The sequence below is a fragment of the Ureibacillus sp. MALMAid1270 genome, assembly GCF_049202975.1.
In the GTDB taxonomy this organism is placed as follows: Bacteria; Bacillota; Bacilli; order Bacillales_A; family Planococcaceae; genus Ureibacillus.
Genome location: NZ_JBMIRP010000099.1, coordinates 76,000 through 94,882, shown reverse-complemented (window position 1 = coordinate 94,882; position 18,883 = coordinate 76,000). Strand labels below are relative to the sequence as shown.

The 18,883-nt window shown below is 35.4% G+C and carries 22 protein-coding genes; all 22 read left to right on the top strand.

All coding sequences use genetic code 11. The features are described 5' to 3' along the window. The first annotated feature begins 1 nt into the window (after position 1). The 22 genes from fliG (at position 2) to ACOQFO_RS17085 (ending at position 18,883) form a co-directional block, all read left to right on the top strand. Positions 2 to 1,015, top strand: coding sequence for a flagellar motor switch protein FliG (gene fliG / locus ACOQFO_RS17190; RefSeq protein ID WP_421690905.1), 1,014 nt, complete (start codon positions 2 to 4; stop codon positions 1,013 to 1,015). Then, positions 999 to 1,787, top strand: a complete 789-nt coding sequence (gene fliH, locus ACOQFO_RS17185) for a flagellar assembly protein FliH (RefSeq protein WP_421690904.1) — start codon at positions 999 to 1,001, stop codon at positions 1,785 to 1,787. Before fliG ends, fliH begins: the two co-directional genes overlap by 17 nt. A 4-nt stretch (positions 1,788 to 1,791) precedes the next feature. Beyond that, positions 1,792 to 3,117: a flagellar protein export ATPase FliI gene (gene fliI, locus ACOQFO_RS17180; RefSeq protein ID WP_421690903.1), complete on the top strand. Its 1,326-nt coding sequence runs from the start codon at positions 1,792 to 1,794 to the stop codon at positions 3,115 to 3,117. Next, positions 3,117 to 3,566: a flagellar export protein FliJ gene (fliJ, locus tag ACOQFO_RS17175; RefSeq protein WP_421690902.1), complete on the top strand. Its 450-nt coding sequence runs from the start codon at positions 3,117 to 3,119 to the stop codon at positions 3,564 to 3,566. The genes fliI and fliJ overlap by 1 nt, the downstream gene beginning before the upstream one ends. A gap of 4 nt (positions 3,567 to 3,570) precedes the next feature. After that, positions 3,571 to 4,158: a MotE family protein gene (locus ACOQFO_RS17170; protein ID WP_421690901.1), complete on the top strand. Its 588-nt coding sequence runs from the start codon at positions 3,571 to 3,573 to the stop codon at positions 4,156 to 4,158. A gap of 35 nt (positions 4,159 to 4,193) precedes the next feature. Further along, the gene (locus ACOQFO_RS17165; RefSeq protein WP_421690900.1) at positions 4,194 to 5,456 is read left to right on the top strand and encodes a flagellar hook-length control protein FliK; all 1,263 of its coding nucleotides are present in this window, start codon (positions 4,194 to 4,196) and stop codon (positions 5,454 to 5,456) included. A gap of 3 nt (positions 5,457 to 5,459) precedes the next feature. Next, on the top strand, positions 5,460 to 6,119 hold the full coding sequence (flgD, locus tag ACOQFO_RS17160) for a flagellar hook assembly protein FlgD (protein ID WP_421690899.1): 660 nt from the start codon (positions 5,460 to 5,462) through the stop codon (positions 6,117 to 6,119). Positions 6,120 to 6,132: 13 nt separating this feature from the next. Continuing rightward, positions 6,133 to 6,516 (top strand): TIGR02530 family flagellar biosynthesis protein, encoded by a 384-nt coding sequence (locus tag ACOQFO_RS17155; RefSeq protein WP_421690898.1) that lies wholly within the window; start codon positions 6,133 to 6,135, stop codon positions 6,514 to 6,516. Positions 6,517 to 6,599: 83 nt separating this feature from the next. Next, positions 6,600 to 7,877, top strand: a complete 1,278-nt coding sequence (locus ACOQFO_RS17150) for a flagellar hook-basal body complex protein (protein ID WP_421690897.1) — start codon at positions 6,600 to 6,602, stop codon at positions 7,875 to 7,877. An 85-nt stretch (positions 7,878 to 7,962) separates the two neighbouring features. Then, the gene (locus ACOQFO_RS17145; RefSeq protein ID WP_421690896.1) at positions 7,963 to 8,184 is read left to right on the top strand and encodes a flagellar FlbD family protein; all 222 of its coding nucleotides are present in this window, start codon (positions 7,963 to 7,965) and stop codon (positions 8,182 to 8,184) included. Beyond that, entirely contained in the window at positions 8,174 to 8,611 is a 438-nt protein-coding gene (gene fliL, locus ACOQFO_RS17140) for a flagellar basal body-associated protein FliL (protein WP_421690895.1), read from the top strand. The genes ACOQFO_RS17145 and fliL overlap by 11 nt, the downstream gene beginning before the upstream one ends. A 54-nt stretch (positions 8,612 to 8,665) precedes the next feature. Then, entirely contained in the window at positions 8,666 to 9,661 is a 996-nt protein-coding gene (gene fliM, locus ACOQFO_RS17135) for a flagellar motor switch protein FliM (RefSeq protein WP_421690894.1), read from the top strand. Then, on the top strand, positions 9,654 to 10,886 hold the full coding sequence (fliY, locus tag ACOQFO_RS17130) for a flagellar motor switch phosphatase FliY (RefSeq protein ID WP_421691084.1): 1,233 nt from the start codon (positions 9,654 to 9,656) through the stop codon (positions 10,884 to 10,886). The genes fliM and fliY overlap by 8 nt, the downstream gene beginning before the upstream one ends. A gap of 38 nt (positions 10,887 to 10,924) precedes the next feature. Continuing rightward, on the top strand, positions 10,925 to 11,287 hold the full coding sequence (locus ACOQFO_RS17125; protein ID WP_421690893.1) for a response regulator: 363 nt from the start codon (positions 10,925 to 10,927) through the stop codon (positions 11,285 to 11,287). A 4-nt stretch (positions 11,288 to 11,291) separates the two neighbouring features. Beyond that, positions 11,292 to 11,987 (top strand): flagellar biosynthetic protein FliO, encoded by a 696-nt coding sequence (locus ACOQFO_RS17120; RefSeq protein ID WP_421690892.1) that lies wholly within the window; start codon positions 11,292 to 11,294, stop codon positions 11,985 to 11,987. Then, the gene (gene fliP, locus ACOQFO_RS17115) at positions 11,987 to 12,652 is read left to right on the top strand and encodes a flagellar type III secretion system pore protein FliP (RefSeq protein WP_421690891.1); all 666 of its coding nucleotides are present in this window, start codon (positions 11,987 to 11,989) and stop codon (positions 12,650 to 12,652) included. The genes ACOQFO_RS17120 and fliP overlap by 1 nt, the downstream gene beginning before the upstream one ends. A gap of 12 nt (positions 12,653 to 12,664) precedes the next feature. After that, positions 12,665 to 12,934, top strand: a complete 270-nt coding sequence (fliQ, locus tag ACOQFO_RS17110) for a flagellar biosynthesis protein FliQ (protein ID WP_421690890.1) — start codon at positions 12,665 to 12,667, stop codon at positions 12,932 to 12,934. A 4-nt stretch (positions 12,935 to 12,938) separates the two neighbouring features. Beyond that, the gene (gene fliR / locus ACOQFO_RS17105) at positions 12,939 to 13,721 is read left to right on the top strand and encodes a flagellar biosynthetic protein FliR (protein ID WP_421690889.1); all 783 of its coding nucleotides are present in this window, start codon (positions 12,939 to 12,941) and stop codon (positions 13,719 to 13,721) included. A gap of 1 nt (position 13,722) precedes the next feature. Further along, positions 13,723 to 14,811, top strand: coding sequence for a flagellar biosynthesis protein FlhB (gene flhB, locus ACOQFO_RS17100; protein ID WP_421690888.1), 1,089 nt, complete (start codon positions 13,723 to 13,725; stop codon positions 14,809 to 14,811). Between the two features lie 30 nt (positions 14,812 to 14,841). Beyond that, on the top strand, positions 14,842 to 16,875 hold the full coding sequence (flhA, locus tag ACOQFO_RS17095; protein WP_421690887.1) for a flagellar biosynthesis protein FlhA: 2,034 nt from the start codon (positions 14,842 to 14,844) through the stop codon (positions 16,873 to 16,875). Next, complete coding sequence (gene flhF, locus ACOQFO_RS17090) at positions 16,872 to 18,014, top strand: flagellar biosynthesis protein FlhF (RefSeq protein ID WP_421690886.1); 1,143 nt, start codon at positions 16,872 to 16,874, stop codon at positions 18,012 to 18,014. Before flhA ends, flhF begins: the two co-directional genes overlap by 4 nt. Continuing rightward, positions 18,011 to 18,883: a MinD/ParA family protein gene (locus tag ACOQFO_RS17085; protein ID WP_421690885.1), complete on the top strand. Its 873-nt coding sequence runs from the start codon at positions 18,011 to 18,013 to the stop codon at positions 18,881 to 18,883. Before flhF ends, ACOQFO_RS17085 begins: the two co-directional genes overlap by 4 nt.

Genomic DNA, 18,883 nt, shown 5'->3' with positions numbered 1-18,883 from the left:
AGTGTCTAGAAAAGATAAAGGGCTATCAGGCAAACAAAAAGCCGCTCTACTATTAATATCCCTTGGACCTGAAGTCTCTGCTTCAGTCTACAAACATTTAAATGAAGAAGAAATAGAGCGCTTAACACTTGAAATTTCAGGCGTAAAAAAAGTAGAACCTGAAGTAAAAGAAGATATTATAGAAGAATTTCATAATATCGCACTAGCACAAGATTATATTTCTCAAGGTGGTATTGGATATGCCAAAACTGTATTAGAGAAAGCGTTAGGCCCTGAACAAGCCCAAGCAATCATTAATCGGTTAACATCTTCTTTACAAGTCCGTCCTTTTGACTTTGCAAGAAAAGCAGATCCATCCCAGATCTTTAACTTTATTCAAAATGAGCATCCGCAAACGATTGCACTGATTCTTTCTTATTTAGATCCGGGACAAGCAGGTGTAATACTCTCTTCATTACCTCAAGAGGTGCAAGCGGATATAGCGAAAAGAATTGCCGTAATGGATTCAACATCACCAGAAGTAATAAGTGAAATTGAGTCAGTATTGGAAAGAAAGCTTTCTTCTACAGTGACACAAGATTACACGGAAACTGGTGGTATAGACGCGGTTGTAGAAGTGTTAAATGGAGTAGATCGACAAACAGAAAAAACAATTCTCGATGCACTTGAAATTCAAGACCCTGAATTGGCAGAAGAGATTAAAAAGCGTATGTTTGTATTCGAAGATATTGTTACATTGGACAACCGCTCAATTCAACGAGTTATTCGTGATTGTGAAAATGAAGATTTAATATTAGCTATGAAAGTAAGTAGCGAAGAAGTTAAAGAAATTATCTTCCGAAATATGTCACAACGTATGTCCGATACATTTAGAGAAGAAATGGATATTATGGGCCCAGTACGATTACGAGATGTAGAAGAAGCTCAATCAAGAATTGTAGCAGTTATTAGAAGATTAGAAGATGCTGGCGAGATCATTATTGCACGTGGTGGAGGAGATGACGTCATTGTCTAGAATCATTCGCTCTGTGTACTCAAAACAACAAGAAGAACAGCCATTCGAAATTCAATTACGAGATATATTTACGGAACAATTTGATCCGAATGAAGGGGAGCAAAGTGAGCCGTCCATCGAGCAGTTATTCGAAGAAAAGAATAAACAGCTTGAAGATGAACGAAATCAACTTCTCTTTGAACGAGAAGAATTTGAGCGATATAGAATTCAGCAACTAGAAGAACTCAATCAACTTAAACAACTTTGGGAAGAAGAAAAAATCGTTCTTGAAAAAAAAGCTTATGATGATGGTTTTAGTCAAGGATACGAAGAGGGCATTCAAAAAGCGAACGCTGATATGAGTGCTGCTCTTCAAATAGCGAACGAAACCATAGAAAACTCCAAAATCAATGCTAGAAAGTATATAGAAGATCAAGAACAAGTCATTTTAGAAATAGCTTTAACCGCTGCAGAACGAATAGTTGGAACATCTCTAGAGCGGGATAATGACTTATTTATATCTGTTGTAAAACGTGGTTTAAAAGAAGCAAGAGAAATGAAAGAAATTAAACTTTATGTTTCTCCTACATATCATGGTCTTATTACAAAAAGTCGTGATGAATTAGCGGAATTATTCCCAACTGATGTTCCATTCTACATCTTTGTAAACGAAGATATGAATGAGACAGATTGTTATATTGAAACTAACCATGGACGTATTGTCGTTTCGATTGATGAACAACTACACGAACTAAGATTAAAGTTAGGTGAAATTTTAGATAGTAAGGATTGATTACATGCGTGCGGCTCAACTTATTAACCAAATACCGAATATATCAACCTTCAAGAAATTTGGAAAAGTCACTAGAGTTGTAGGTTTAATGATCGAATCACAAGGTCCAGAAAGCTCTGTAGGAGACGTATGTAAAATTCATGTATTTTCTTCTAAACACGGACATCAAATTATACTGGCAGAAGTTGTTGGATTTAATGATGAACTAGTTATGCTAATGCCTTATACATCTATCAGAGAAATTTCAATCGGTTGTTTAGTTGAAGGGACGGGTTCACCGCTAGAGGTAAAAGTAGGACCAGAATTAATTGGTAAAGTTTTAGATTCAATGGGGAATCCATTTGACGGCTCTTCATTACCAAGAGGTTTAAAAACAGTACAAACAGAACAAGATCCTCCCAATCCATTAAGTCGCCCACCTATTAATGATCAGCTTGAAGTAGGTGTGAAAGCAATTGATGGTATGTTAACCGTTGGAATGGGACAAAGGGTTGGTATTTTTGCAGGATCTGGAGTCGGTAAAAGTACACTATTAGGGATGATTGCCCGTAATACGAATGCTGACTTAAATGTCATTGCTCTAATTGGTGAACGTGGCCGTGAAGTACTTGAGTTTATCGAACGTGATTTAGGAAAAGAAGGGTTAAGTCGTTCCATCGTAGTTGCGGCGACTGGAGATCAGCCTGCATTAATGCGTATTAAAGGGGCATTTACTGCAACAGCAATCGCTGAATATTTCAGAGACCGTGGCTTAAATGTAATGCTTATGATGGACTCTGTCACACGTGTGGCAATGGCGCAAAGGGAAATTGGTTTAGCAACTGGTGAACCTCCTGCTCAAAAAGGATACACACCTTCTGTTTTTGCAATTTTGCCAAAATTACTAGAGAGAACAGGTACAAATAAGAATGGTAGTATTACTGCTTTTTATACGGTATTAGTTGATGGTGACGATATGAATGAACCAATTGCAGACGCCGTTCGTGGGATATTAGATGGCCATATTGTGCTTGATCGAACGCTTGCAAATAAGGGGCAATACCCTGCCATCAATGTATTAAAAAGTGTCAGTCGTCTGATGAATCATATATCTAATGACGAACACGTGAAAGCAGCTAACCGACTTCGAGAACTTTACTATACATATTCAAAATCTGAAGATTTAATCAATATCGGAGCATATAAAAGGGGTACTTCAAAAGAAATCGACGAAGCAATCCATTACGAACCACTTATAACGAATTTCTTAAAACAAAGTTATAAAGATAAAGTTTCTTTAAATGAAACAATCAATGAACTAATCGCATTATCAAATGGTGGTGGAAAATAATGCTTCAATATAAATACCGGTTTGAAAAAGTGTTAACGATTCGAGAACAAGAAAAACAGCAAACTGAAATGGCATACAAAGAATCTGTTCAAGCATTCGAAGAAGTAGCATCAAAACTTTATGAACAATTAAAGAAAAAAGAGAATTTAATAGATAGTCAAACAGAAAAGTTAAAATCAGGTTCGACTATTCAAGAAATCCACCATTTTGCAGCTTTTGTCGAAAATCTAGAACGTTCCATAAACGATTTACAACAAAAAGTAATGCAAGCTAGGACAAAAATGAACTGGCATGAACAAAAGTTAGTTGAAAAAAGTTTAGAAGTGCGCAAATTTGAAAAAATGCGCGAAAAAGATTACGAAAGCTATAAGGAAGAACAAGATAAGGCAGAAATGCTTATTTTGGACGAGCTTTCATCGATTATGTATTCCAAAAAAGAATTCAGGTGATCATATGGCAAGAACTAATTTTGAAAATGAAAATATTGACACAAAGTCACCGAGTTTATTTCAAAAGTTTTTTTACTGGGTGCTAATCCCGTTTGTATTTGTCATTGCGGTGTTACTAGTGATTGCATCCTTTACTGGTACGAACGTTTTTGAGAAAGCTAAGGAGTTATCCAACAACTTGCCATTTGTTTCATCGCAAGAAGCTGATTCAGATTCTACACCCATTGATGGACAAAAATTAGTAGAATTGCAAGCGGAAATCGAAGAGAAAGAGGCTGAAATAGCCCAGCTTCAATCACAGCTTGAAAGTGCAAATGCCAAAAATCAAGAGGCTCAAGTTTTACAAGAAGAACTAGAGTATGAGATTCAAAAGTTGAAAAACCAACAAACCGCTGCACAACAAAAATTTACAGAACTTGTCTCTGCCTATGAGAAAATGTCTGCAAAAGAAGCAGCACCAATTTTAGAAGCCATGAATACAAATGAGGCAGTACGAATTCTATCTAATTTAAAACCAGCAACTCTATCTGAAGTACTTTCGAAAATGAAAGCTGAAAATGCAGCGAAATTTACTGAATTATTAGCACAATAACAAAGTATATTTTCAGATTGAGAGGGGGTGAATATATGAATTTAGGAATCATGCAGCTTTCAAAGGTTAATTTGAATCAAGTGTCACAATCAAAGCCAAAGAACTATTCAGTAAACACTAGTTCAACAGCTGTAAATAGTGGTGAAAACAATTTCGGTACTGTTTTTAAAAAAATTATTAATAGTCAATCAAACCAGACCGAGGAAGTAAATTCAGCAGTACGATATGGTGAAGATACAAGCGAAATTACTGAATTACTTGAGGCTGAGTCAATTGAAGAAGTACTAGATTTATTAGGAATTTCCCATGACGAAGGATTGTTTATGATTGAATTTAGTAGTGATCAATCTGCTAAATCCCTTGATGAATTAATGAACTTAGAAGATTTACTTTCATTAATAGAGATGGATCAAGAACAGTTACAAAGAATGTTAGGGCAATTACTTAATGATGAACAGCCAATAAAAGATATTTGGCAACTGATTCAATTCATCAATGAACAAGCACCAAATTTCGTGGACCAAATTACTACAGCGTTACAGGGTGAGCAAAGTGTATCACCAAAAGAAGCAAAGCAGTTCGTACAACTATTGAAATTAGCACAAATAGTTGGTGAAAAATCAGACTTGTTTAACGAGCAACCGATTCAATTAGGTAGTTTGAAAGAAGTTTTAAAGGAAATTAGTCAAAATTTAGGACAACTTTCTAAAACGACAGAGTCATCAACATCAGGAAAGATTTCCTTACAAGGTTTTCAACAGATTACAAAGCATATTGAATCTCAAGATCAACAATCAATGATTGCAACAACGTCATCAGGAGTAACTCAAAAAACGATTTCAATTTCTTTACCAGTTGAAAAAAGTGCACAGGGTGAAGCATTAGTAAAAGAAATTCAACAATTGATGAATCGTAGTCAACTTTCAAATTCACAAGGAACAATGAAGCTATTACTCAAGCTATATCCTGAGAATTTAGGTTCAATCCGTATTGAAATTATGCAAAAAGATGGTGTACTTTCTGCTAGATTATTAGCATCAACACCTCATGCGAAAGAACTACTTGAAGGACAGATTAATCAATTAAAAACATCTTTTACACAAGCAAATATTCAAATGGATCGAATTGATATTGCACAAAGCTTACAAGATCCTGATCGAAACCTTCGTGATCAAAACTTATTTAGTAACTTCTTTAAACAACAGCAACAAGATAAAGAAAATGATTACGATGACAACCCTGAAGAAGATGAAGAACGTATGAGTTTCCAAGATTACTTAATCAATGAGGAGGTGTAATGAATGACAAATACAACACCGATAACAAACGATTATTACTTGTCTAATAAAGCAAAGACTGTGAAAGAAACTGGTAATAATTCATTAGGTAAAGATGCATTCTTACAGCTTTTAGTAACGCAATTACAACATCAAGACCCAACTGCACCAATGGATAATACTGAATACATTTCACAATTAGCACAATTTAGTGCTCTTGAGCAGTCACAAAATATGACAAAAGCCATCGAGAATTTACTAGAGTCACAGCAACAGTCACAACTGATGAACTATACGACATTTATTGGTAAAGAAGTGGAATGGCATGAGATTAGTGAAGAATTAGACGAGACAGGAAACTTAATCGTAAATAGCGGGAAAGGCGTTATAAAACAGATGAAGTTTTATAATGGTGAACCATTTTTTATTCTTGATGATGGAAAAGAAATTACTCCTGGAAATATTTCTTCTGTATCAAATCATTCTGCAGCAACTGAAGAGATTGAGGAAAATCCATTAGTTGCAGCAAGTAAATTGATTGGACAATCAGTACGCTATGAATCGAATGGGGAATGGTTAGAATCTATCATTCAGTCAGTAAAAACAAATAATCATACAATTGAATATATTTTGCAAAATAATTCGATTATGACAAAAGATCAATTTGAACTAGTAACTAAATAAGGTGGCGGGCAACATGCACAGAATACATATTCAGCACGTGCCATTGCAACCGACATACCATGCAAAACAAAAACTGAATACAAAAGTTACAACAACAAAAACAAACACCTTTCAAGATCATTTGCAAATGGCTACTAATACACAAGAACTTAAGATTAGTAAACATGCAAATGATAGATTAGCAGAACGCAATATTCAAATCACCCAAGAAGAATGGCAAGTTGTGACAGATAAAGTATTTGAAGCGCGTTCAAAAGGAGTCAATCAACCGTTAGTTTTGATGGACCAAGCTGCGTTAATTGTGAGCGCTAAAAATGCAACGGTAATCACTGCGATGGAACGCACTGAGGCAAAAAATCAATTATTTACGAACATTGATGGCACAATTGTGCTTTAAGGGCCGGACCGATTAGGAAGCCTACAATTCGCCGAATGATCGACGCGAATTATTCTAAACCAAATTGAAGGGAGAACGAACAAATGTTACGTTCAATGTACTCAGGAATTTCAGGTCTTAAAAACTTCCAAACAAAACTAGACGTAATTGGGAATAACATCTCAAACGTTAACACTTACGGATTTAAAAAAGGTCGTGTAGTATTTAAAGATTTAATCTCTCAAACAACTGCAGGGGCTTCTGCACCTACAGAAACACGAGGTGGGGTAAATCCAAAACAAGTTGGTCTTGGTTCTCAAATTGCAGCAATTGATACAATTCACGGAACTGGATCCCTTCAAACAACTGCACGTACTTTAGACTTAGCGGTATCAGGAGATGGATTCTTCCAAGTGGCAGATAGCACAGCAGGTTTAAATGGTTATACGAATATCCAATATACTCGTGCTGGTAATTTCTATATGGATAAAGACGGCTATCTTGTTAATGGTGATGGTAAATACTTAGTTGGGTCAGCAGCAAATGTTATCACGACTCAAACACCTATTTTAACTTTTAAATTAGAGGACCCTTCAGCTACTGACGTTGGTGATGATAAATATGCTGGTTATAGTTATTTATTGAATGCAAATGGTGACCATATTGATTCAAGTGGTGGCGCATTGCCTTCAAGTGGTGTTTCAAATCATGGTCTTCGACTTAACGGAAACAAACTTTATTTTGGAACGGGGGCAACTACACCTTTATCTGTAACAATTTCAGGTTCTACTTATGAATATGAAGTAGATGGAGAAGGGACTTTGTTCATTAATAATGGAACAGATCGCTTTGAAGTTATCGCAAATGGTCAATACAGAGATGCTTCAGGAGTTACTCGTCCATTTACTGATACTGCAAATCCATCATTATATTCAGCAGTTCGTACAGCAGTTGTTCAAACAGGAACAAGAACTGTTGACACATATACAAATACAGGTGCAACACTAAAACCAATCAAAATCCCAACAACAGCACAAAGTATTTCGATTGGACAAGATGGAACAGTTAACTTTGTAGATAAAGATGGAGTTTTACAATGGGCAGGACAATTGCAATTAGCTAAATTCCCAAATACAAGTGGTCTTGAAAAAGCAGGAAGCAACTACTACCAACAAACACCAAACTCTGGAGTACCAGTATTAGGAACTGCTACAGAACAAGGGATTGGATCAATCCAATCAGGTTTCTTAGAAATGTCAAACGTTGACCTTTCTGAAGAATTTACAGAAATGATCGTTGCACAACGTGGTTTCCAAGCGAACTCTCGTATCATTACAACATCTGATGAAATCCTTCAAGAGCTAGTAAACTTAAAACGATAATATAAATCTATCTATTATTTACTAAACAAAAAATTTCATTGTGAAGGAGGGTCGGGCCGGCTCTTATGAACCCGGCCCTAATTCAATGATTGAACTAACTCGCTTAAATGGTAAACCAATCTCATTAAACGCATTATACATAGAAACAGTCGAAGCATTCCCGGACACGACCATTACGCTAACGACTGGGCGTAAATATATAGTTAAAGAAAGTCCAAAAGAGGTGCGGGAAAAAGTAACTGATTTTTGTAGAGAGATTCAAGTGCTATCAAATCCGTATCTACGAGGTGATGATGATGAAGAATAACAACAATAATAAGCTGCTAACAGTAATGTTAATCATTCTAGTTACGATTACACTAATTGGTGTTGTCATTTTTGTGTTATTAACTCAGCTAAATAAACCAACTACAACTGGGGAACCTACGATAGATGATATTATTGCTGCTAGCGTAGATGTTCCTGAACTTACAACAAATTTAGCTGATGGAAGTTTTGTTCGCTTACAGCTAAAACTTACTACAGAAAGCCAAGAAGCAGCAGATGAATTAACAAAACGTGATTTCCAAATTAATAATATTCTTATTGAAGAACTTTCTGAGATGACTGAGAAGGATTTACAAGGAAAACAAGGCAAAATCTTTTTACAATCAACTGTAAAATCAAAACTAAATGAATTAATGCAAAAAGGGGAAGTAGTAGAAGTTTACATCACCTCTTACATTATTCAATAGTGAACTATGCAACAAGCAAAACAATGAATTTCTTTTAGAAACGGAGGTGGGCAAATGGCAGGCGATGTATTATCCCAATCAGAGATTGATGCATTACTTTCTGCAATATCCACTGGGGAAATGTCAGCAGACGAAATGAAAAAAGAAGATGAAACAAAAAAAGTAAAAGTTTATGATTTTAAACGTGCCCTTCGTTTTTCAAAAGATCAAATTCGAAGCTTAACACGAATTCATGAAAACTTTTCACGACTTCTAACAACATTTTTCTCTGCGCAGCTGAGAACTTATGTTCAAATTAATGTTGCTTCCGTTGACCAAATTCCTTTTGAAGAGTTTGTTCGCTCAATACCAAATATGACATTAATTAATATATTTGAAGTACCTCCGTTAGATGGTAATATTCTAATGGAAATCAATCCGAACATCGCATACTCCATGATGGATCGATTATTAGGTGGAACTGGTTCAAGTTATAGTAATGTTGATAATTTAACAGAAATCGAACAAAAAATTATGACGAACTTGTTTGAACGATCTTTCGATAATTTAAGAGAAGCGTGGGACAATATTGTAGAAATTGATCCGATGTTAATAGAATTAGAGGTAAATCCTCAATTTTTACAAATGATTTCGCCTAATGAAACGGTTATCGTTATTTCATTGAATACGATAATTGGCGAAACCACGGGCATGATTAATATTTGTATTCCTCATGTTGTTCTAGAACCAATTATTCATAATCTATCAGTTCAGTATTGGATGCAATCGAACATAAAAGAAACGTCACCAGAACAATCAAAAGTATTAGAGAAAAGCGTGAAACAAGCTGAAATTGAACTAATCGCCGAACTTGGTACAACAGATATTACAATTGAAGATTTCCTATACATGAGTATTGGGGATGTCATTCAACTCGATAAGAAAATTGATGACCCTCTTGTACTTAAAGTAGGCAACATTCCGAAGTTTATCGTTCAGCCAGGTAAACGAAATAAAAAAATGGCGATTCAAATTATGGACTTAGTGAAAGGAGGAGACGATGATGAATGATGGCATGCTCTCCCAAGAAGAAATCGAAGCACTACTTAGAGGTGAAACATTAGAAGACCGATTAAATGAAGTAACTAGTGTTACACCAGAAGTACTAAATGTAGAAGATTATTTAACACCAATGGAGCAGGATGCACTAGGTGAGATCGGAAATATTTCTTTCGGTAGTTCTGCAACTGCTCTATCAACGTTGTTAGGACAGAAGGTAGATATTACGACACCTGTTGTATCAATGATCCACCGTAACCGACTTGAAGAAGAGTTTCCAAATCCATATGTAGCGATACAAGTACATTATACAACTGGGTTAGTTGGAATGAATTTACTTGTCATTAAACAAACTGACGCAGCAATCATCGCAGATTTAATGTTAGGTGGGGATGGATTAAATCCAAATGCAAATTTAGGAGAAATCCAATTAAGTGCAGTTCAAGAAGCTATGAATCAAATGATGGGCTCTGCTGCAACATCCATGTCTACCATTTTTAATAAAAAGGTGGATATCTCTCCGCCATCAATTAATTTGTTGAACTTCTCTGCTAATGAAGGGACAAATTCAATACCAAATGAAGATTTATTAATAAAAGTTTCTTTCAGACTTAAAATTGGAAATCTGATCGATTCCAATATCATGCAGTTATTACCTTTAGAATTTAGTCAAGATATAGTGAAATCATTATTAGGTGAGACAAGCCCTGCACCAATTATGGAGCAACCGCAACCTGTACAACAACCGACAGCTCAACCTCAGCAAAGACAAGAGCAAGCATATCAGTCGTATGCGCACCCAACTCCTGCGCAACCGATTTATCAAGAGCCTGTACATCAACAACAAGCTGCAGCGACTATTTATGACGAGGCACCAATTTTCACACAACCTCGTTATGCACAACAGCAGCCTCCAGTGAATGTACAACAAGCTCAGTTTGCTTCATTTCAAGAGCCGAGTATGACGCAAACGGAAGCACGGAACTTAAACATGCTTCTTGATATTCCACTTCAAGTAACTGTGGAATTAGGACGCACAAAACATTCAGTAAAAGATATCTTACAATTAGCAACAGGCTCAATTATTGAGCTTGATAAATTAGCAGGAGAACCGGTTGATATTTTAGTAAATAATCGATTACTTGCTAAAGGCGAAGTAGTTGTAATTGATGAAAACTTCGGTGTTCGAATTACGGATATCGTTTCACAAGCTGATCGGTTAAAGAACTTAAAATAGTAGAAATTTAAAACAGAATAATTGGAGGAATACGTTTTATGTCTAAAAGAATACTAATTGTTGATGATGCGGCATTTATGCGAATGATGATTAAAGATATTTTAACGAAAAATGGCTATGAAGTAGTTGGAGAAGCTGCAGATGGTGTTCAAGCTGTAGAAAAATACAATGAATTACGTCCAGATTTAGTAACAATGGATATTACAATGCCTGAAAAAGACGGAATTGCAGCTTTAAAAGAAATTAAAAGCTTTGATCCAAATGCCGTAGTAATTATGTGTTCAGCAATGGGGCAACAAGCTATGGTAATTGATGCAATTCAAGCTGGTGCAAAAGATTTCATCGTTAAACCATTCCAAGCTGATCGTGTAATCGAAGCAATTCAAAAAGCTTTAGGTTAAGAAAATGCATGAATTTTTCAAAACAAAACAATTTCTACTAATATTCTTAATTCTAGTATCAATTGTCGTACCAACTGGAGAAACAGCTATTGCCCACGCTAGCAATCAAATGATCAGTGATGAATACTTACAAAATCAAAATAAAGATGATCAAGATACTACTGAAGAAGGTGAACCTGTTCAAGATAACGAGCAAGAAAATGGTAAGCTCGCTACTGGTGAAGGGTTAAATCTTTGGGATTATATGAAAATGCTATTTGCTCTTCTTTTCGTTTTAGGACTTTTAATGTTCGTCTTAAAATTTATCAATAAAAGAAGCCTTAACTATCAGCAAAATAGCTTAGTTCGTAATATTGGTGGAGTTAGTTTAGGAGCACAGAAATCTGTACAGCTCATCCAAATTGGGAAGTCCATCTACGTAGTTGGAGTTGGAGAAGACGTTCAGTTGATCAAAGAAATTGATAGTCCTGAGGATGTTGAACAAATCATTAACAATTTCAACGAAAAACAATCGTTCACTAGTACAACACCGTATATAGCGGAGCTTGTAAAAAAAGTGACGTCCAAATTGAAAAATAGTGAAGTTACAGAACAACAACAAAAATCCTTTGGAGAAATTTTTAATCATAAATTAGCGGATATTAAGAAAAATCGCCAAAATGAATTGGAGAAATGGAAAGAAAAGGAGCGCGATAAGTAATGGAACAGTTTATCTCGTTCTTTGGTGAAAGCGATCCAACCAACGTCTCCACTTCAGTTAAGTTACTACTACTATTAACTGTTTTATCACTAGCACCAAGTATTTTAATACTGATGACGTCATTTGCACGAATTATGATTGTATTGTCATTTACTAGGACGGCATTAGCAACAAATACAATGCCTCCAAACCAAGTGTTAATTGGGCTAGCGTTATTTTTAACATTTTTCGTTATGGCACCAACATTCCAACAGGTGAATGACCAAGCGTTACAACCATTATTCAATGAAGAAATTGGTCTAGAAGAAGCATATGATAGAGCTTCTGCACCGTTTAAAGACTTTATGGCCAAGCATACAAGGCAAGAAGATCTTGAATTATTTCTAAATTACAATCAAGCAGAACGTCCGGAAACAATACAAGATATTCCATTAACCATGCTCGTTCCTGCCTTTGCCTTAAGTGAAATAAAAACGGCGTTTCAAATTGGATTTATGATTTTTATTCCTTTCTTAGTAATTGATATGGTTGTAGCGAGTGTACTTATGTCAATGGGGATGATGATGTTACCACCGGTGATGATCTCACTACCATTTAAAATATTACTTTTTGTTTTAGTGGATGGATGGTATTTAGTCGTCAAATCTTTACTTCAAAGTTTTTAGGGGTTGATACGTATGACAGAAGAAATGGTCATAGCAATTGCAGAACAAGCGATTTGGATTGTCCTTATAGTTTCAGGACCATTATTAGCAATAGCCTTAATTGTTGGTCTTATCGTAAGTATTTTTCAAGCAACAACATCCATACAAGAACAAACATTAGCCTTTGTTCCAAAAATTGTTGCGGTACTAGTTGGGATTATCTTTTTCGGTCCATGGATGATTTCTCAATTGACATCATATGTACACGATATTTTAAATAATTTAGTTCGGTACATAGGGTGATGGAATGACTGAAATAATTCCGAATTTACCTGTATTGCTATTAATCTTTGTTCGGATTTCTGCTTTTTTTGTATCAATCCCGTTATTTTCATATCGAACAATACCACCTCAGTTGAAAATTGCATTGGCATTAATCCTTTCATGGATGATGTACTATACGTTTACAATCGAAACAATTGCAATTTCAATTGATGGAAATTACATATTATTAATCCTAAAAGAAGTCGTTATAGGGTTAATGCTTGGAGTTTGTGCTTATATCGTCTTTTCAGCTGTCCAAATTGCTGGAGGATTTATTGATTTTGAGATGGGGTTTGCGATGGCTAACATTATTGACCCACAAACTGGTACGCAAAGTCCTTTAATGGGTCAATTTTTAAATGTATTAATAACCTTCGTTTTATTGGCTACGAATGGTCATTATTTAATATTGGATGGTATTTTTTATAGCTATCAATTTTTACCGATCAACTCGATGTTTCCGCACTTTGGAGATGTTGGGACTGCTGAATTTATCATCAAATTATTTGCTTCGGTTTTTGCAATTGCATTTCAAATGTCAGCGCCAATTGTTGCAACACTGTTTTTAGTAACGGTTGCCTTAGGGATTACAGGAAAAACCGTTCCGCAATTAAACATATTTGTCGTCGGTTTTCCGATTAAAATTGCAATCGGTTTTGTCGTGTTGTTTATCGTAATGGCCGTAATGATTCAAGTGATGAAGTATTTAGTGGAATTTATGATTTATGCAATGCGTGATTTAATGACTTTACTAGGTGGTGCTTAATTTGAAGTTGCTTCTTCCATTAGATATACAATATTTCTCTGGAGAGAAAACTGAAAAAGCAACACCGAAAAAACGTCAAGACGCTAGAAAAAAAGGACAAGTCGTAAAAAGTCAGGATGTAACTGCTGCATTTTTATTATTATCGCTGTTCTTACTACTGTACTTTTGGGCACCATCAATGCTTGAAGGACTTTTTTCATTTTTGCATCAATTCATCGAAAAAAATATGCTGATTGAAACAATTAATCAGGATACAGTCATGGAGATTTATTCACAAGCGATAATGGAAATGGCCAAAATTGCATTGCCTATACTTTTAGTAGCTATGGTCATTGGGGTTGCAGCGAACTACTTTCAGTTTGGATTTCTTTTCACAACGGAACAGTTGAAGCTGGACTTAAAGAAAATGGATCCGATAAAAGGAATTAAAAAAATCATTTCTGTAAGAGCAATTGTAAATCTAATCAAATCATTATTAAAAGTTACTTTTATCGGGGCAGTTACAACCATGGTTATTTGGATGAATTTTCCTGAAGTTCTTTCTTTATCTCTTCATAATCCGTGGGAGATCATGACAACTGTCGCAAGCTTAACAGGCATGATGGGAATTGCTGCTTCTATCGTTCTTTTACTGATCGCAATATTAGATTATGTTTACGAAAAGTATGAATACGAAAAGCAACTGAAAATGTCCAAGCAAGATATTAAAGATGAATATAAGAACGCTGAAGGTGACCCGAAAATCAAATCAAAAATTAAGCAACGACAACGTGAAATGGCGATGCGAAGAATGATGCAAGAAGTGCCGAATGCTGACGTCGTCATAACAAACCCAACCCACTATGCTATCGCACTAAAATACGATGAAACCAATATGGAGGCACCAAAGATAGTGGCAAAAGGGACAGATTTTGTTGCACAAAAAATAAAACTCATTGCCAAAGAAAATAATGTTGTAATGGTTGAAAATCGACCACTTGCAAGGGCAATGTATGACAAAGTAGAAATAGGAGATTTTGTACCAGAAGAGTTCTTTAAAGCTGTTGCAGAAGTACTTGCTTATGTATATCGAATTAAACGTAAAATCTAATCAACTTTGTAGTTCAAAGGAGGGAATACAATGAAATTTCGCGATCTTGGCGTATTAGCTGTTGTTATATTAATTGTGGCGATGCTTGTAATTCCACTTCCTACATGGCTACTAAGTTTTTTAATTATTATTAATATCACCATTTCATTATTAATTTTACTAACAGCGATGAATATGAAGGAAGCATTAGATTTTGCTATTTTTCCTTCAGTCATTTTATTAGTAACTTTATTCCGATTAGGGTTAAGTATCTCCACAACACGTGCCATCTTAGCGAATGGTGATGCAGGAGATGTTGTAGAAACGTTCGGTGAGTTCGTAACCGGTGGGAATGTTCTAGTCGGTCTAGTCATTTTCATGTTATTAGTTATTGTTAATTTTATCGTCATAACAAAAGGTTCAGAACGTGTAGCTGAAGTTGCAGCTCGCTTTACATTAGATGCAATGCCAGGGAAACAGATGAGTATTGACGCGGATTTAAACGCGGGTATGATTTCCGAGAAAGAAGCTCGTGAACGTCGCGAAAAAGTATCGAGAGAATCCGATTTTTATGGTGCGATGGACGGGGCTACAAAGTTCGTAAAAGGGGATGCCATTGCCTCGATCATTATGGTATTCATTAACCTATTATTCGGGATGATTATCGGGATGACTCAATTAGGCTATTCAATGGGGGATGCAGCTACTCACTTCTCTAAACTAACGGTCGGGGACGGTTTAGTTGCGCAAATTCCTGCACTTCTAATATCCACTGCAACTGGTTTAGTTGTCACCCGTGCAGCATCAGATGGTAACTTAGGACATGATATTACAAGCCAGTTATTCGCTCAATCGAAACTTTTATATATTGCGGGTGGAACAATCTTTTTACTTGGCTTATTTACTCCGATTCCATTTTGGATTACGATTCCGATTTCAGCTGTCCTATTTTTAGTTGGTTATTTAACTAGTCGTAAGAAAACAGAATCACCAGAAGAGATTTTGGAAATTGAAGAAGAAGTCGCTACTGATACGATGAAGAGTCAAGAAAATGTTATTAACCTACTTAATGTAGACCCAATTGAATTTGAATTTGGTTATGGGTTAATTCCACTCGTAGATGCTGCGCAAGGTGGAGATTTATTAGACCGGGTTGTTATGATTCGAAGACAACTTGCGCTTGAACTAGGGATTGTCATTCCTGTTGTACGAATTCGAGATAATATCCAACTACAACCAAATGAATATCGTATTAAAATTAAGGGTAATGAAATGGCTAGAGGTGAACTTTTACTTGATCATTATTTAGCTATGAGCCCAGGAGATGATGATTCAATTGACGGAATTGATACAATCGAACCTTCATTTGGATTACCTGCAAAATGGATTACGGAAAAAGCAAAAGAAGATGCCGAAATGCTTGGTTATACAGTAGTGGATCCTCCAAGTGTTGTATCAACTCATTTAACTGAAATGATTCGTGCAAATGCGCATGAGTTATTAGGTCGTCAAGAGACTAAACAGCTGATCGATCATTTACGAGAGTCTTATCCAATTTTAGTTGATGAGCTAACACCGACACCACTTTCAATTGGAGAAATTCAAAAAGTATTGGCTAAACTATTAAAAGAAAATGTATCGATTCGAAACTTACCGATTATTTTTGAAACATTAGCAGATTACTCAAAACTAACGAGTGACCCGGATATTTTAACGGAATATGCTAGACAATCGCTTGCAAGACAGATTACAACACAATATAGTTCAGGGGAGTCAACGTTAAAAGTGATTACGATTCCTGCCAAATTAGAAAAATTAATTGCAGATAGCATTCAACAAACAGATCACGGTAACTATTTAGCCATGAATCCGCAAGATTCACAGAATGTTTTAGAGTCAATCGCAAAAGAAATAGAGCGGGTTTCCTTTATGGAGCAATCACCTATTATCCTTTGCTCTCCTGCAATTCGAATGTATTTAAGACAATTAACGCAAAATTATTTCCCGCAAATACCGATTCTTTCATATAACGAACTTGATGCAAACATTGAAATCCAAAGTGTTGGAGTGGTGAATGTCGAATGAAAATGAAAAAATATATAGCTCCTTCCATTGCTGAAGCCATGAAAAGTATCCGTGCTGAACTAGGGGAAGATGCGGTCATTATCAATTCAAAAGTTATAGAAACAAAGAAGTTTTTTGGCTTAGTAAAGCAAAAACATTTTGAAGTACTCGCTGGGGTTGACCAAATTGAAATCCAACCGAAAGTTGAACAACTCCCTGATTTCATTCATGAGACTAAAAAATTTACTTCGACATCAGTTCAAAACGAAACAAAAACTCCTGATGTTAGTGAAGATTTAAAGAAAGAACTAGCAGATTTAAAATCGATGATGAAGTCGATTCAAAGACAATCAATCGAATCAAAATATCCAGAACAATTACTTCCAATTATCGAATTTTTAAGACATCAAGAGCTTAATGAGGAGCTCATCACCGAAATTAGTGATGAGCTTTTTGCACATTATGAAAAATTAAACTCTAATGTTTCCCAAAAAGAACTATGGCACGTCGTTGAAAGCTCATTGCGTACTAAATTAAAAGGATTACCAATGGGCGGTATTAATTATGATAAAAAGTTTATTAATGTAATAGGTCCTACAGGTGTTGGTAAAACAACAACGATTGCAAAAATTGCAGCCCGAGCGGTTCTAGAAAAAAAGAAGAAAATCGGTTTTATTACAACTGACACTTATCGAATTGCTGCCATTGAACAGTTAAAAACGTACGCCAACCTTTTACAAGCACCAATCGAAATTGTTTACAATTCAGAAGATTATAAGAATGCGATCGATAAGTTATCAAACCTAGACTTAATCATGATTGATACTGCTGGAAGAAATTATAAAGAAGAAAAATACGTCAATGATTTAAAACAATTGATTAACTTCGATGAAGAAGTTGAATCGTTCTTATTATTGTCTCTAACCTCTAAGGAAAAAGACATGGAAAAAATTATCGATCAATTTAAAGATGTACCATTCCAAAAGTTCATATTTACGAAAATCGACGAAACAAATTCTATTGGCACTATGTATAATTTAATGATTAAATATAATAAAGGAATTGCTTACTATACGGATGGACAAGAAGTACCAGAAGATATTAAAGAAGCAAATCTAGAAAATTTGTTAGACATATTTTTCCAAGGTGAATTCAAATGAGAGATCAAGCTGAAAAATTAAGAATGAAAATGTTAGAAAATCTCGGTGCCCTAGGAAGATCTATCGCAGTAGTAAGTGGCAAAGGTGGAGTTGGTAAAAGCAACTTTACAACGAATTTTGCGATTATGCTCGCTAGGCTTGGAAAGAAAGTTGTCATACTTGATATGGATATTGGGATGGGGAATGTCAATATCTTAATAGGTAAAAACGCCCAATATAATTTAAAGGATTACTTAGTTGGGAAAGTTCCATTATCTGATGTCATCTTAGATGGACCGAATAACTTGAAATACATTTCAGGTGGTTCCGGGTTATCTTCTGTTATTCAATGGTCGCCAACCATGTTCCAATCTTTAATAATTGCATTTGAAACGTTACAAAAAAATTTCGATTATATTTTCTTTGATATGGGTGCAGGTGCTACCAATTGGTCTTTAGATTTACTAACTTCAATAGATGAAATCTTTGTCATTTCAACAACGGAACCAACTTCAGTAACGGATGCCTATTCCATGATGAAATATATACACCTTAGAGATGAAAATAAGAAATTTTACTTAGTTGTGAATCGAGCATTTACAAACGAAGAAGGAAAAGAGACCGCAATCCGATTAAAGAACACGATGTTGAAGTTCTTATCAAAAGAGATTACTATATTAGGTTCTTTGCCGGAAGATCCATCTGTTCGAAAAGCAGTCATCGATCAAGTTCCATTTTCTATTTTATTTCCAAATTCACCTGTAACGCTCACATTAATTGAGATGGTGAAAAAGTTTGTTAATGCACAATTAGAAGAAGTATATGCGCCAGTTCAATCCGATTCCTTCTTGAAAAAACTTAAAAATATTTTTTCGAAAGGACGTGGTTAA

Excerpts from the sequence above, each read along its gene's own strand:
- fliH (WP_421690904.1), top strand. The coding sequence starts at position 999 with ATGACGTCATTGTCTAGAATCATTCGCTCTGTGTACTCAAAACAACAA.
- fliI (WP_421690903.1), top strand. The coding sequence starts at position 1,792 with ATGCGTGCGGCTCAACTTATTAACCAAATACCGAATATATCAACCTTC.
- fliJ (WP_421690902.1), top strand. The coding sequence starts at position 3,117 with ATGCTTCAATATAAATACCGGTTTGAAAAAGTGTTAACGATTCGAGAA.
- ACOQFO_RS17170 (WP_421690901.1), top strand. The coding sequence starts at position 3,571 with ATGGCAAGAACTAATTTTGAAAATGAAAATATTGACACAAAGTCACCG.
- ACOQFO_RS17165 (WP_421690900.1), top strand. The coding sequence starts at position 4,194 with ATGAATTTAGGAATCATGCAGCTTTCAAAGGTTAATTTGAATCAAGTG.
- flgD (WP_421690899.1), top strand. The coding sequence starts at position 5,460 with ATGACAAATACAACACCGATAACAAACGATTATTACTTGTCTAATAAA.
- ACOQFO_RS17155 (WP_421690898.1), top strand. The coding sequence starts at position 6,133 with ATGCACAGAATACATATTCAGCACGTGCCATTGCAACCGACATACCAT.
- ACOQFO_RS17150 (WP_421690897.1), top strand. The coding sequence starts at position 6,600 with ATGTTACGTTCAATGTACTCAGGAATTTCAGGTCTTAAAAACTTCCAA.
- ACOQFO_RS17145 (WP_421690896.1), top strand. The coding sequence starts at position 7,963 with ATGATTGAACTAACTCGCTTAAATGGTAAACCAATCTCATTAAACGCA.
- fliL (WP_421690895.1), top strand. The coding sequence starts at position 8,174 with ATGAAGAATAACAACAATAATAAGCTGCTAACAGTAATGTTAATCATT.
- fliM (WP_421690894.1), top strand. The coding sequence starts at position 8,666 with ATGGCAGGCGATGTATTATCCCAATCAGAGATTGATGCATTACTTTCT.
- fliY (WP_421691084.1), top strand. The coding sequence starts at position 9,654 with ATGAATGATGGCATGCTCTCCCAAGAAGAAATCGAAGCACTACTTAGA.
- ACOQFO_RS17125 (WP_421690893.1), top strand. The coding sequence starts at position 10,925 with ATGTCTAAAAGAATACTAATTGTTGATGATGCGGCATTTATGCGAATG.
- ACOQFO_RS17120 (WP_421690892.1), top strand. The coding sequence starts at position 11,292 with ATGCATGAATTTTTCAAAACAAAACAATTTCTACTAATATTCTTAATT.
- fliP (WP_421690891.1), top strand. The coding sequence starts at position 11,987 with ATGGAACAGTTTATCTCGTTCTTTGGTGAAAGCGATCCAACCAACGTC.
- fliQ (WP_421690890.1), top strand. The coding sequence starts at position 12,665 with ATGACAGAAGAAATGGTCATAGCAATTGCAGAACAAGCGATTTGGATT.
- fliR (WP_421690889.1), top strand. The coding sequence starts at position 12,939 with ATGACTGAAATAATTCCGAATTTACCTGTATTGCTATTAATCTTTGTT.
- flhA (WP_421690887.1), top strand. The coding sequence starts at position 14,842 with ATGAAATTTCGCGATCTTGGCGTATTAGCTGTTGTTATATTAATTGTG.
- flhF (WP_421690886.1), top strand. The coding sequence starts at position 16,872 with ATGAAAATGAAAAAATATATAGCTCCTTCCATTGCTGAAGCCATGAAA.
- ACOQFO_RS17085 (WP_421690885.1), top strand. The coding sequence starts at position 18,011 with ATGAGAGATCAAGCTGAAAAATTAAGAATGAAAATGTTAGAAAATCTC.